General features: G+C 51.5%; 12 protein-coding genes. 8 read left to right on the forward strand and 4 right to left on the reverse strand.

The genetic code is table 11. From position 1 onward, the window contains the following. Positions 1 to 2 precede the first annotated feature (2 nt). Together sbnA and ACN6MW_RS15705 are read right to left on the reverse strand one after the other, a co-directional pair. Positions 3 to 950 (reverse strand): 2,3-diaminopropionate biosynthesis protein SbnA, encoded by a 948-nt coding sequence (gene sbnA, locus ACN6MW_RS15700; protein ID WP_419876168.1) that lies wholly within the window; start codon positions 948 to 950, stop codon positions 3 to 5. A 14-nt stretch (positions 951 to 964) separates the two neighbouring features. Then, the gene (locus ACN6MW_RS15705; RefSeq protein WP_419876169.1) at positions 965 to 2,209 is read right to left on the reverse strand and encodes a hypothetical protein; all 1,245 of its coding nucleotides are present in this window, start codon (positions 2,207 to 2,209) and stop codon (positions 965 to 967) included. 154 nt (positions 2,210 to 2,363) lie between these two features. On the opposite strand from ACN6MW_RS15705, the gene ACN6MW_RS15710 reads away from it, so the two are divergent. Continuing rightward, the gene (locus ACN6MW_RS15710; RefSeq protein ID WP_419876170.1) at positions 2,364 to 3,206 is read left to right on the forward strand and encodes a YheC/YheD family protein; all 843 of its coding nucleotides are present in this window, start codon (positions 2,364 to 2,366) and stop codon (positions 3,204 to 3,206) included. Positions 3,207 to 3,388: 182 nt separating this feature from the next. Here ACN6MW_RS15710 and ACN6MW_RS15715 read toward each other — a convergent pair whose 3' ends face one another. Continuing rightward, complete coding sequence (locus tag ACN6MW_RS15715) at positions 3,389 to 4,153, reverse strand: YheC/YheD family protein (RefSeq protein WP_419876171.1); 765 nt, start codon at positions 4,151 to 4,153, stop codon at positions 3,389 to 3,391. A gap of 206 nt (positions 4,154 to 4,359) precedes the next feature. Between ACN6MW_RS15715 and ACN6MW_RS15720 the strand changes: the two genes are divergently transcribed. Beyond that, on the forward strand, positions 4,360 to 4,713 hold the full coding sequence (locus tag ACN6MW_RS15720) for a hypothetical protein (RefSeq protein WP_419876172.1): 354 nt from the start codon (positions 4,360 to 4,362) through the stop codon (positions 4,711 to 4,713). A 384-nt stretch (positions 4,714 to 5,097) separates the two neighbouring features. Here ACN6MW_RS15720 and ACN6MW_RS15725 read toward each other — a convergent pair whose 3' ends face one another. After that, entirely contained in the window at positions 5,098 to 6,768 is a 1,671-nt protein-coding gene (locus tag ACN6MW_RS15725; protein WP_419876173.1) for a PucR family transcriptional regulator, read from the reverse strand. Positions 6,769 to 6,987: 219 nt separating this feature from the next. Here ACN6MW_RS15725 and ACN6MW_RS15730 point away from each other — a divergent pair, with 219 nt between their 5' ends. The 6 genes from ACN6MW_RS15730 to ACN6MW_RS15755 all read left to right on the forward strand — a co-directional run bounded on the left by ACN6MW_RS15730 (position 6,988) and on the right by ACN6MW_RS15755 (position 14,002). Next, complete coding sequence (locus ACN6MW_RS15730) at positions 6,988 to 7,749, forward strand: ABC transporter ATP-binding protein (RefSeq protein WP_419876174.1); 762 nt, start codon at positions 6,988 to 6,990, stop codon at positions 7,747 to 7,749. Continuing rightward, positions 7,749 to 8,648: an ABC transporter permease gene (locus ACN6MW_RS15735; protein ID WP_419876175.1), complete on the forward strand. Its 900-nt coding sequence runs from the start codon at positions 7,749 to 7,751 to the stop codon at positions 8,646 to 8,648. Before ACN6MW_RS15730 ends, ACN6MW_RS15735 begins: the two co-directional genes overlap by 1 nt. Positions 8,649 to 8,753: 105 nt before the next feature. Further along, positions 8,754 to 9,839, forward strand: a complete 1,086-nt coding sequence (locus ACN6MW_RS15740) for an ABC transporter substrate-binding protein (protein WP_419876176.1) — start codon at positions 8,754 to 8,756, stop codon at positions 9,837 to 9,839. Positions 9,840 to 10,092: 253 nt separating this feature from the next. Further along, positions 10,093 to 11,463 (forward strand): allantoinase, encoded by a 1,371-nt coding sequence (locus tag ACN6MW_RS15745; protein ID WP_419876177.1) that lies wholly within the window; start codon positions 10,093 to 10,095, stop codon positions 11,461 to 11,463. Positions 11,464 to 11,492: 29 nt separating this feature from the next. Beyond that, entirely contained in the window at positions 11,493 to 12,779 is a 1,287-nt protein-coding gene (allC, locus tag ACN6MW_RS15750) for an allantoate deiminase (protein WP_419876178.1), read from the forward strand. Then, a complete protein-coding gene (locus ACN6MW_RS15755; protein ID WP_419876179.1) occupies positions 12,776 to 14,002 on the forward strand; it encodes a pyridoxal-phosphate-dependent aminotransferase family protein in 1,227 nt (408 codons plus the stop codon). The genes allC and ACN6MW_RS15755 overlap by 4 nt, the downstream gene beginning before the upstream one ends. Positions 14,003 to 14,024: the final 22 nt, after the last annotated feature.

Here is a 14,024-nt window from a genome sequence, read left to right on the forward strand (position 1 = left end):
GTTCATTTAAACTGCTGTTCTACCCATTCGTCAGAATACACGGTATCCATATACCGCTCGCCGCGATCATGCAAAATAACAACGCAAACGGCGCCGTCCGGCAGCTGGTTTTCCATTGATTTCAACGCGTGAATGACGGCTCCGGACGACGGCCCTGCAAGGATGGACTCCTGCGCGACGAGCAATCTGCAGCCCTTCACCATATCCCTGTCGGCTACCTTAACGGCAATATCCATAAATTTTGTCTGCCCAAAAGGCGGGATAATCCCCGTTCCGAGGCCGGGAAACCGGCGGGTCCCGTTAACCCCGCCAAAAATCACGCTGCCCGCCGCATCGACCGCAATGACCTTCGTTGGCAGCTTGCGGTCGCTCACATATTTTGCGCAGCCAAGCATCGTGCCGCAGGTGCTGACTCCGCCGACTATGTAATCGACAAGGCCCAGCTCCTCGATCACCTCATGCATGGTTCCCTCATAGTGGGACATGTAGTTGTTTTCATTCGCGTATTGATTCGGCCAAAAGCTGTTCGGAATGCGCTCGACGAGCTGCTGCACCCTATTGAGCCTAGCAGGCAGAAATTCTCCCGTTGCGGGGTCGACTTCGTTCACGAGCTCGATATCGGCGCCGTAAGCGCGCATGATCCGGATGTTCTGCTGCGTCGTCTTCGGATCGATGACGCTGATAAACTTCATGCCAAGGTAGGAGCATATGGCGGCAAGACTGATGGCCATGTTCCCGGAGCTGGACTCGATGATGACGGAGCCGGGTCCGATTAAGCCATCTTCCAATGCTTTCATAATGATGCGTGCGGCAGAGCGGTCTTTGGCGCTGCCTCCGGGATTGAGCAATTCGAGCTTTGCAAAGACCTTGATGCCGCGATCGTTCGCGAATAGCTTCGAGAGCTGTACCAGAGGCGTGTTTCCGATAACCGACAACCAGCTTTTATCCATAGGACGAGTACTCCTTAAAAATAAATTTTTTTGGATTTTACCGCCCCTCGTTCGAGCGGTTCGTTATCCGCTGCGCGCGTGACTGAAATGCCTTCAAGGATCCGGTTTTGGATCATGAGCCCAATATCACCAATTTTATGCTCGATGGCATTCTGAATATGAACAAGCATTTCTTCTTGCAGTGATTTGCTTCGAATATGGACGGATAGCTTGTTATCGATGAGCTTTACGCGAAGCTCGGCATCATGGACGAATTGATGAACGACGCTTTCGATATCGTATAAGCTGATTTTTTCGCCATGCTTTAAATCCGTTCCGATCCGCTTCGCGATACAGCTGAAGCATTGGCGCTCCCGGCCATTGATGGTAACGGTTCGAAAATCGCGTACGACATCATAGGTCACGTATCGGATGGCGGGGAATAAGGTGCGTACATAGGAGGTCAGCACGAGAACGGCTTCATTGGCTTGAAGAGGCTCGAACCGGTCGTCAATCTGCTCTGCTGGCAAAGCTTCGGCGTGAATTCCGCTGTCGATAACATATTGGCCTAGCTCATGCGAGTAAGCCGCGATTGCGCCGATTTCGATCGAGCCGTAGGTGTCCAAAATATCCTGAGGCTCGATGCCAAAGCGGGCCGCGATATTGCTTTGCCATTCAAGCGGTGCGATCTCGCCGACGACAATTATTTTTTGAATGCCTAGAAGCTGCGGTTCTCCCGAAGCGGTGACGATAGCATCCAGGATCGACGGCATCGTATAAAGCAGCTCCGGACGAAAAGCTTTGAGCTTCGCGATATGCTCTTCGATAGGCAGCTCAAAGGACAGCGATTCGGCCTGCCAGCCCAGCTGCTTGAATATGGTGAGCGCAGTGCTGGCGGCGTGCCCGGTACCCATGTCCGCGAGCGCTTTTTGAATGACGGTTGGATGGCGCTCCGGGTCGTTGCTGCCGCCGGATGCCAGCCATTCGCGGAACGAAGCGGCTTTTGCTGCGATATATTTTTCATCATCATCTTCGGAGTAGTAGATCGCTTTCCGGACGCCTGTCGAGGTGCCGGAGGTTTTATATACCGATAATCCGGCTTCTTGACGGGTTTGCTGCGTGAAATAATGCTTTTCGAGCAGCGAAGAGGTCAGAAGCGGAAGCTCGGATAATTCGCAGGCTTGCGGCTGTATCGCGCTTTGTGCAAGCAAATCGCCGTACCAGGGATGAAGCTGGCCTATGCGAATGATTTGCCGCTGCAGCGGGGATAAAGGTGACATTCGGTAGCCTCCTAAGGACAAAACTTTCGGATATTTACTTACCAAAGCATATGTCGCGATTTCGTGCAGGTTCGGCTTATGACGACAAATGCCTACATCCAATTTGAGGAACAATCGTATGCTAATGGGAGTGAGTAACTGGGAGGGGAATTTTGTGAATAAAAAGCAAGCCAAGGCGGCGCCTGTGAAAAAAGTACACAGCACGGTTGCGAGCAAGTGGACGAAAACAGTTGTGCTGCAACGCGATCCGCAGGTTAGAAAATACCTGCCCCCGGCGCAGATGATGACTGAAAAAGGCCTGCGGGAAATGCTGCTGAAGTGGAAAATGGTGTACGTGAAGCCGACGCTCGGATCACTAGGGAACGGCGTTATGAAGGTGGAGCTGAATGAGGGAAAGGGATCTGGCCAGGCAGCGCGCAGCTTTTCGTACCAGCTTGGGGAAACGCGGTTAACCTTTCGTACTTACAAAGAGGCTTACCTGTCCATTCTGAAAAGCACGAAGGGGAAGGCCTATCTTGTGCAAAAGGGCATTCATTTGCTCAAACACAAAGGCCGGCCTTTTGACATTCGCCTCGTTATGCAGCAATCGCCTCGCGGTATTTGGGAGGCGACAGGCACTTTAGGCAGAGCGGCTCATCCTCGCAAAATCGTGACGAACGGCAGCCAAGGCGGGACCATTTATCCGACCGATTATTTGCTGAAGCCCTATACGAGCAAGGCGAAGCGGACTCGGATGCTGGAGCAAATGGATAAGCTGGCGATCAATACGGCGAAGTGTCTCCATAAAGTCTATCCGGGAATCAAGGAGTTGGGACTTGATCTTGCGATTGACCGGCGGTTGAAGCCTTGGATACTTGAGGTGAATACGCGGCCGGATCCCTGTCCGTTTACGCTGCTCGAGGACCAATCGATGCTGCGCAAAATCGTACGGTACGCCAAGGCATACGGCAAAACCTACCGGCTCAACTGTAAAAAGGCAAAGCGGGGGAAAAGATAGGGCGAAGCGTTTTGCTGCATGCGGTTTGAAGGCTTTGTGGAGTTCGTGCGAATACGAAAGGGTGTTGTAAGTCTCTGAAGAAAAAAGTATTAGACTGGCCGTGTACCATTAATGTAATTGCGAGTAGGGTATTATTTCGTATCAATAGGTCAACAGAGATTTTTGGTTGGCCTTTTCTCTATTCACTTCACTTTCTTCTTTTTCCCTCGAAACTCTTTTATCTTTTGTAGTATTGAAAAGTCTTGCAGCTCTTCAAAAGGAGTGGTTAATGGTTGGAAGTTCGCTTCAATTACCCAAACCCTGCCATATCTATCAATACCCATATCAAGTCCGAAGGTGCGTTTTTGAGGATGGTATTTAGCTAATTGGTTAGCGACTAGAAGCGATATTCTGTCAATTGATGCGATCAGATGTTTATGATTCAGGTGATTCAATGAGGACAGCTTGATTGCTTTCTCCACATGCATAACTTCTTTAGCTGCATTCGTAATGACAAAACCTTCAATTGCGACCTTTGCGACCTTCCCCGTTATATCCCAAAGATCCGCAAGATTTTTACGTTGCACCATAACTCGAACATCAAAAAGGCATTTATCGATACTAGCAAGCTGAACGTTCTGCTGTACGATATATTCGTCCCAAATATGATTCTCTATCAAATATCGATAAGTTTTCGCCCATCCTTCCATAACTATTTTACGATTAGAAATGTGAATCTCATAAAGTTGTTCTTTAAGGACAGTAACTTGAATAATTCCTTTTCCAAAATTTCCAAGAACCGGCTTTATCATTACTGATTGGTGACTCTTGATTGCTGTAAATAAAGATTTTTCGGAGAACAGCTCAGTGACCGGCAGATAGCCTGCAAGCATTTTTTCTTCTTTCATTTGTGTGTAGCTTATCCATTTCGAAACTGAAATCATAGTACGCACCAACCAATCTTTCATTTCATTCGTATGATCTTCTGTGAATAATATATTCATATACTATTGAAAGTAGAGGGTGTTTATCCCTGTTAGATCGCACATATATGTTAACCACAAGGACAAATCAAATAATAATGAAAATATAGTGTTTTCCCCCAGCACATTTCAGAAGCAGATTTCCTATACTATATATTGCTAATATTCCACCAAGAAATGAGTGTGTATTTATGGGATTACTGCAGGGCTGTAGTGATGGTTTTTGGAAAAATCATCCTGAAGACTGGCCACCCACGGGATTTTCTACTACGGATAGCTTTAATACAGTTTTTGGCCGAAATGCCTTTTCGCCTACGTTTACTTTACTTGACGCTCTTGAGTTAATGGGAGACGACTTTAATTCCCTTGTTCGAAATGCTACAGGCGCATTGCTCAACGCGGCGCATCCATCCGTTCGTTATCCCCTGACGGTCGATGAAGTCATCTCTCAGTTTCAACGAGCATTCGATAATCCAGCTTTAAGAGAACCTATTAAGGACGAATTCGAATTGTTTAACACCAGTATGCCATGTCCACTGGACTAGGAATTCAGAGGAGTAGACAGTATAAATAACAAAAATAATTAGGCGGCCTTGGTCCTGTATTCCATTGGACTGAGGCCGTTTAGTTTTGCTTGTAATTAGTGCTTCTAGCATTTAAGGATTCCCCAGAAAGACTCCATTGGACCGTTATCGGTGCACCGCTCAACACGGGACTTGCTCTGAGACAACTTGTTTTCGTCCAGGTGCTTTAAGCACGCATGTGCTCTTATCGCTTGAAAGTAACCTAAGTTAGCGTGCTGTAAGCACCTATGTGCTCTTATCGTATTGAAAGAACCCTCGGCCTAAGCGCGATAAGTACTTGGGCCGAGGGTTTCATGTTGGTGATGCCTGATAACACCGGGTGACACCTATAAACCTCCGCCAGGATCAATCGGCCATAAACAGCGACTCCATAGAGAATGCGGTGCGGAAGCGAAGGCTCTCGACGGGATCCCGCAGATCCCGGCCGGTGAGCCTTTCGCATTTTTCGAGGCGATAGGTCACGGTGTTGCGATGGACAAACAGCTGCTTCGCGGTTTCGGCCAGCTGGCAATGCGTGTTGTAAAAGGTGCTTAGCGTCTTCAGCAAATCGCTTCGCTCTTTTCCTTCGATGCTCAGTAAATCCTTGAAGGTTTCCTCGTAATATTCCTTGAGCTCCTCCTTCGGAATCAACCGCAGCAGGTTGTTGAAGTTTTTGGCGCGATAGGGCTGGACGAACTGCTTTTTGCGCGCATCATAGCCCGTCTGCAAGGCTTCGACTGCTTCTTTGTAGGACAAAGGAATATGGGAGAGCTGAGATACCGGATTGCCGACGCCGATGGAAATGGGGATGCCGTGCTGCTCGCCTAAGGCTCCGACCATATGCTTCAGCTGCTCGATAAATTTGCTTTCCTTGCCTTCCGTCACGTCTTGGCTTGCATGCAGCGCAACAAGGAAGCAGAAATACTCATTTTTGGTGAACAGCACAAAACGCGCATCGTGCTTTGAAAATTCGCTTTTCAATACATTGTAATGGCGGTCGCGTTCCGAGATGAAGCGGCCGTCCGATTCAAGCGCGCTGGAAGAGCCGAAAAGGTCGAATGAAGTATCGCGCTTGGCGACAACGCTTATATAGGCCGGATAGCCGAGCAGGTCATAGTTTTTGCTGCGGTGCATGAGCTCCTGCTCCGAAGTAATCAAACCATCGACAAAGTCGGAGAAAAACTCGTTTTTGTACCGCCGCGACCGCTCTTTTACCGCTTGCTTCTTCACAAGCTCGAGTCCGACGACGTTAGCGGCTTGTTCCATGGCATGCTTCGTCAAATTGCTGAAATGCTTGCTGATATCGCTCGTCAAGGCAACTAAAAAGCCTTCAAGCTGAAAGGTTATGATCGGGTGGATCTCGGCATTCGAATAGAGCGCTCCGGCCGACGGCTGCAAGGAAAGTGGAATGGTGAAGGAGCCGTGCGGCGAGGGCGATGCGAACTCTGCTTGAAGCTCGGCGTGGAGCGTTGCATACAACTCCTCCGTCATTGAGCTCGAGCGGAAGAGCAGCCCCGCATAAGCATCCATAAGCATGACCGGCGAATCAATCAGGATGGCCAGCGCTTCAATGACATCCCCGGTGCTTTTGCCCAACATAATCATTTGCGAAAATTGCTTATGCGTCGTTAACGCATAATGCAGCTCATCGGTGCGTTTCTCCAAGATATGGCTGAGCGAGAAGTTGGAAATATCGCCGAGCGATTGCTCCAGCGACAGCTCAATAATCGGAAATTGAAGCCTCTCCGCGCATTTGATCACATCCTCCGGGACTTCCTGCAAAAAACGTTTTGTCTTAATCGCAAGACCGGCGCAGCCGACCTTGGCCATGCTGGTTACGAGAGACAGAAGCGCTTCGGGATGGTCCTTCATCGCATAACCGGTGGTGAGCAGCAGTTCGTGCGGTTTTAAATAATTAATAATATCAGGAGCGTCCATGATGTTGACCGATTGGACGCTATTTGTCATGCCGTCATGTCCGGCAACCACCTTCGCGTTCGCGTAAATAGGGAGAGAGATAAGTTCTTTGAGAAGCATGACCGCACCACCAATGAATTTTATGTTAGTTTTTATGACATCAATATATCACTTATGCCTCGAGGTGTAAATGTATGTTTGTGTGTAATATTCAATGAATCCACGATATTTTTAGTTATTGTGCACAATGACAAGGAAGTGAATACGAATTATGATGTAGTTATACATCACCGATACATGTAATATAAGCTAACAACAAAATGGATTGGGGTTGGAAAAATGAAGTTGGCAGTGAATCAGGTTGGCAAAAGCTTCGGGACAAGAACGATTTTGAAAAATGTGGATCTTACGGTTAACTCACACGAGTTTATTTGCATACTTGGCCATAGCGGATGCGGCAAATCGACGCTTTTGAATATGATTGCGGGTTACCTATTGCCTGATGACGGTTCGATTACGGTAGATGGAGAAGAGATCAAAGGACCGTCGAAATCAAGAGGGATGGTATTTCAGGATCATGCTTTATTCCCTTGGATGACCATAAAGGACAACATCGCCTTTGGTCCCGAGGTGCAGAAGATGCCGAAAGCGCAGGCGAAGGAAACGGCCATGGAGTTTCTGAAGCTGGTCGGGCTTGAGCAATATGCCTCACATTATCCCGGAGAGCTGTCGGGCGGGATGAAGCAGCGCGTAGGGATCGCGAGGGCGCTCGCAAGCAAGCCGGATATTTTGCTCATGGATGAGCCGTTCGGCGCGCTCGATGTACTGACGAGGGAAACGATGCGCGTCGAGCTTCAAAAGATTTGCAGCCAGCTGAAGCCGACGATCTTGTTCGTCACGCATAGTATCAGCGAAGCGGTCTATCTCGCGGACCGCGTAGTCGTTATGAAGCATGGGGAGATTGTCGAAATTTTCGATGTGGGCATCAAGCATCCCCGCTCTTCCCATTCCGCAGGCTTTGGCGAGATGATGAGCCGGATTGAACGGGTTCTCATGGATGAAGAGCATGTGGAGCTAGCGCAAGCAAAGGTGGGGTCGTAATGAACGGAGCAAAAATATCAACGGTAAAGGATACAGGCGCGGGCGTCTCTGCCTTATCGGGGCCTTCCGTTATAAGCAAGCAGGCGCGGCGGGGTAAAAGCCCTTCGGCAGTCAGCCGATTTTTTCAAAAATATAACATCCTCCCCTCCATTCTTTTTTTTGTATTTTGGGAGCTGTTCTCCCGAGTGAATGAAACGGCTAAGTTTTTTAATCCTAACTTTCTTCCGGCTCCAACGGTGCTGCTGTCGGAGGGGTGGGAGCTCGCGAAGACGGGGATTATTACGGACAGTCTCATTTCAAGCACGATTCGGATCGCGTTGGGATTTGTGATCGGAAGCGCAGCGGCGGTAGGGCTCGGCGTCGTCATGAGCAAGTTCAAAACCGTCGAGCGGTGGTTTTCTCCCATCCTCAACCTGGTCGGTCCTATCCCGACCTTGGCGCTGCTGCCTTTGTTCATTATCTGGTTCGGCATTGGGGAGTTTCCGAAGGTGCTGCTCATTGCGTGGACGACATTTATCCCGGTGCTGGTTTACACGCTGGACGGCTTCAAGTCGGTGCCTTCCACGCTGATCCGGTCTGCGCTTAGTCTCGGAGCGACGGAGCGTCAAGTTTTCACGAGAGTCATGCTGCCTTCGGCGATTCCGAATTTTCTCGTTGGCGCACAGGTGAGCCTTGGATTATCCTTCTCCGCTCTTATCGTCTCTGAGATGATGGGCGCAAAATCGGGTCTGGGCTATATCATCGTGGATGCCAGAAACTATTTCAAAATTTCCAACATGTTCATTGCCATCATTTTGATCGGCTTGGAATATAGCTTGTTCTCCTACCTACTGAAGCTTGTCGAGAAAAGGGTAATGGTTTGGCGCAAAGGCGGGCTTCGAGATGCCATCGAGAAGTGACGCTTCAAGCAAGAGACCAGCGGGAAGCAAGTGAGGCCTGCAAGTGATACAAGGGAAATGGCGTGGCAAAAGTAAACTACAAAGAGAAAAGTGGAGGGAATACCTATGAAGAAATCCGGAAATTGGTTCAAATCTGCAATCGTGCTTACGTCGTTAACTTTTGTGCTTGCTGCCTGCGGCGGCAATAACAATGCCCCGGCAGCCGTGAATGAAGGTGCGGCATCGAATGCGCCAGCCTCCACGGAGCTTGAAACGGTAGATCTGACTTTGGTTGGTGTCCGTGATGCTCAAATCTCCTCGCAGCAAATCATTGCCGATAAGCTCGGTTACTTCAAGGAAGAAGGACTTAACGTAACGAGCCAACTGATCGAAAGCGGCCCGGATATCGGTCCGATGGTAGCCGGCGGCAGCGCGCCCGTAAGCATTCAAACGAACTTTATGGATATTATTTTGAAATCGACGGATATTCCGGTCAAAATCATTGCCCCGCTCGCACAAATTGCCGGTACGCAGGCGGTTGTCGGTTCAAGCAAGTTGGAGCTGAAGAGCGCGAAGGATCTTGAAGGCAAAACCATCGGTATTCCGAGCGGTGCTGACGTTACCATTGCTATCAATAACATGGCCAAAGAGCTTGGCGTTGACGCTAGCAAAATCAAATACGTGAACCTTGCGCCGAGCGACGCGGTAGTCGCTTTGGAGAAAGGCGATATCGATGCGCTGGCTGCTTGGGAGCCGTTCATTACGAAGGCCATCCAAGGCGGCGGCAAGTTCCTCTTCAGCGGAACGAAGAGCGAACTGCCTGACAAGCAAGGGGACGTGGACTGGATGAGCGTACATACGACCATCCAAGTATCCGATGATTTTCTGGCGAAAAATCCAAACACGCTGAAGGCGGTCCTTCGCGCTTTGAAGAAAGCGACGGACTACATCAATGACAACCGTGAAGAAGCGATCAAGACGCTCGCTCCCGAGCTTCACTTGACGGAGGAAGAGCTGACGCAAATCATGTCCCGCAACGTGTATTCCATGGAGGTCGGCGATACTTACGTGAATGGCAGCAACGGCCCGGCGGTCGGCGAATATCTGAAGTCGGTCGGCAACATCAAATCCATTCCGGCTGCGGCGTCCTACCATGATCTAAGCTTGTTGAAAGAAGTGGATGCAGGCTTGGTCGTTACTGAAGTGAAGTAGAAAATAAGATATAAAAACGCAGGCGTGCAGCGTACTTGCGCCTTCATAAGCAATGCTAGCTAATCGGGCCGCGGACCTCGTTGTCCGCGGCCTGCTTATTTAGCTGCAAGAGGCTGCGCGGCAGACGAAAATTTAATAGAGGCAGCTTCACTATTTGGCTGAATTTGCTCATAAACTGCATCAGAGGATGAATTGAGGCAGGGGATATTCGGAGTTAACCCTAGCCTATGCACAAAGAAAGGCGGAGAGCGGAATGGCGGGAACGGATAAGCTCGATTTAATCATAAAAAACGGAAGCGTCGTATTGAAGAATGAGGTGCGGGTGCTGGATATCGGCATTAAAGCGGGGCGGATCGTTCAGCTTGGCGAAGCGCTTGAGGAAGGACATGCCACTCAAATTGCGGATGCATCCGGGCTAACGGTGATGGCCGGCATGATTGATGTTCACGTTCATTTGAATGAGCCAGGCTTGGGCGACTGGGAAGGCTTTGAGACAGGCTCCGCCGCTCTCGCAGCCGGCGGATGCACGACTTATGTCGATATGCCGCTGAACGGCATTCCGCCTACCGTTACGGTGAGCGCGATGGAGCAAAAGCTTGCCGTGGCAGAGGATAGGTCTTATGTGGATTACGCCATTTGGGGCGGATTGGTGCCCGGGAAGCTGCATGAGCTTATTCCGCTGCATGAGGCGGGCGTCGTCGGATTCAAGGCGTTTATGTCATCGCCGGGCGATCCGAGCGAGGATGCGTTCCGCGAGGTAGATGATTATACGCTGCTCGAAGGCATGAAAATCATTGCGGGCATGAACAAGGTACTGGCCCTGCACGCCGAGAGCGAGCCGATCGTATCGAAGCTGGGACGGGACATGCGGGAGGCTGGGCGGTTGACGCCTGCTGATTATGTGGCCTCACGGCCCATTATAGCCGAGCTAGAGGCGATCAACCGGGCTCTCTTTTATGCGGAGCAGACGGGCTGTGCCCTTCATTTCGTGCATATCAGCAGCGAGGCGGGCGTTCGTTCCATTTTGCAGGCGCGCGAGCGCGGGGTCAATGTGACAGTAGAGACCTGTCCGCACTATTTGGCTTTGACGGCTGCGGATTTAGATCGCAAGGGAGCGGTTGCCAAATGCTCGCCGCCGCTGCGGGATGCTGCAGAGCAGGAGAAGCTTTGGGCGGCCGTTGCGGAGGGTGCAATCGATATGATCTCGTCGGACCATTCTCCCTGTCCCGCCTCCATGAAGGAAGCGGACAACTTCTTCGATGCTTGGGGCGGCATTGCCGGCGCGCAAAGCTCGGTAGAGCTGATTATAGGGGAAGGCCATGTGAAGCGCGGCTTGCCGCTTACGCTGCTTAGCGATTTGCTCGCAGGCGGGCCCGCGAGGCGTTTTGGCCTTCAAGGCTCCAAGGGTGAAATAAGAATAGGCGCGGATGCTGATCTCGTGCTGATTGATTTGAACCGGTCTTATATTTTGGAGGAAGCGCATTTATACCAGAGGCATAAGCACAGTCCATATATAGGGGAAGAGCTGCATTGCCGGATAACGGCGACCTATTTACGCGGACATCGGGTCTATGGGGAAGCAGACGGTTTAGGTGAGGCCAAGCGGGGCCGATGGGTGAAATAGATTTTGCAGGCGAGACAGGAGGAACGGCTATGGAGCGAGGTTTACGTCTCTCCCCGCAAGAGAAGGAACGCATGTTATCGCAATTCGAGACGCAGGTCACGCAGGTGTTGAACTGGCTGGCCTCGTTCAGTCCGGATGAAGAAGGCGGCATTACGCGGCTGCTTTATACGGAAGGGTGGCTGGAAACGCAGCTGGCGCTTTCCGCTAAGATGGCGAGCTATGGGCTATCCGCGGAATTTGATAACGTAGGCAACTTATTCGGAAAATTACAAGGCGAGGATTTGGATGCGCCTTCTATTATAACGGGCTCCCATATCGATACCGTCGTGCAAGGCGGGATTTATGACGGAGCTTATGGCATTGCGGCAGGGCTGCTTGCGCTGGATTATTTGCGGCAAACCTACGGTAAGCCGAAGCGGACGCTTGAAATCGTGTCGCTCTGCGAAGAGGAAGGAAGCCGTTTTCCAATGGCTTACTGGGGCTCGGGCAGCGTTGTCGGCAAGCGGAATTTTGAGCAAATTGTCCATCTGCAGGATTTAAATGAGGTGTATTTTGCGGATGCGATGCACCGCTGCGGCTTTGGCGAAGGCACGGGCAGAGACAGCCGCCGCCATGATATCGGCGCCTTTATCGAGGTTCATATCGAGCAGGGTGCGGTGTTGGAAAAAGAGGGAATCGCGGTTGGCGTGGTTGACACGATTGCCGGCCAGCGGAGGCTGAAGTTCGAGGTGATCGGCGAATCGAACCATGCGGGAACGACACCGATGCATTTGCGAAGGGATGCGCTTGAGGGCGTGAGCATGATGATTCAAGCGCTACGCCAGGAGACGATCCGTCTGGGTCCGCCGCTTGTGGCGACGGTCGGCAGGTTGCAGGTGCAGCCTAATGTGCCGAACGTGGTGCCGGGCAAGGTGATTTTTACGGTGGATGCGCGTCATGCCAACGGGCAAGAGCTCGATAGCTTTTGCCGCTGGGCGCTGCAGGAGTTTGCGTCCATTGCGGATGAACGCCAGCTTGAGCTTCATGGCACGGAATGGTTCCGGGAAGAGCCGGTGCCGATGAATGAACGTCTTAAAGGGCATCTGGATGATGTATGCGGGAGTTTGTCTATTTCCTCCAAACGCATGATCAGCGGAGCGGGGCATGATGCCCAGATGTTCGAGCATATTTGTCCGACTGCCATGCTGTTCGTTCCGAGCAGGCGCGGCATTTCGCATTCCCCCGAGGAATATACGGAGCCGCGTGAGCTTGCGGTCGGGGTGCTTGTGCTGTCGGAGCTGCTTTATCGATTAGGCTATGAGGGGGAAGAGTTATGAAGGTCTATAAGGATCTAGCGCCATCGCCGCGCACGATTATGACGCCGGGGCCGGTAGAAGTCGATCCGCGCGTGCTGCGGGCGATGTCCTATCCGATACTCGGGCAATTTGATCCGGAATTCACGACCATAATGAATGAAACCATGGGCATGCTGCGGCTGCTCTTCAAGACGGAGAACGAATGGGCATTTCCGGTGGACGGGACGTCGAGATCCGGCATAGAAGCCGTGCTCGTTGGATTAATTGAGCCCGGGGACAAGGTGCTTGTGCCGATTTACGGCAGATTCGGGCATCTATTGACAGAAATCGCTAAGCGCTGCGGAGCGGATGTTGTCACGCTGGAAAAGGAGTGGGGCAGCGTGTTCGCCGCGGAGGAAATCGTGAACGCGATAAGGGAACATCAGCCTAAACTGGTGGCTCTTGTTCACGGCGAGACATCGACCGGACGCATGCAGCCGCTGGAGGGAATCGGGCAGGCGTGCAGAGAGGCGGATGCGCTGTTCGTTGTGGATGCAGTCGCCACGATTGGCGGCATCGAAGTAGCAACGGACCGGCTGCTTATTGATGCGGTAATCGGCGGTACGCAGAAATGCTTATCCGTTCCGGCAGGCATGGCTCCGATAACGTACAACAAACGGGCGGAAGCCAAGCTGCAAAGCCGCAAAAGAATCGAGAGAGGGCTGCTGCTCGCCGATGGCGACGACGATCCTCTGCTGCGTCCGATACAAAGCAACTACCTTGATTTGAGCCAGCTTCAGGACTATTGGAGCCCGGCGCGGCTGAATCATCATACGGAAGCGACCTCGATGCTGTATGCGCTGCGCGAGGGACTGCGCCTCGTGCTGGAAGAGGGGCTTGAAACGCGCTTTGCCCGGCACCGCGAGCATGAAGGCGCATTAATCGCCGGTTTAGAGGCGATGGGCCTGAAGCTGTACGGCGACCCCTCCTGCAAAATGACCGTCGTCACCTGTATTGAAATACCAACCGGCGTGGACGGAGAATCGGTCCGCACCATGCTGCTCGACCATTACGGAATTGAAATCGCCAGCTCCTTCGGACCCTTGAAGGGTAAAATATGGCGCATCGGCACCATGGGCTACAGCTGCAGCAGACGAAATGTGCTACTAACGCTTAGCGCTCTGGAGGCGGTGCTGCTGCGCCACGGGCATAAGCTTGAAGCAGGCGTGGCGCTGCAAGCCGCGATGGACGCCTATGGCATGTAGGCATATTTTATAAAAACTTTAC

It is taken from the genome of Pristimantibacillus sp. PTI5, from assembly GCF_048572955.1.
GTDB lineage: Bacteria > Bacillota > Bacilli > Paenibacillales > Paenibacillaceae > Pristimantibacillus.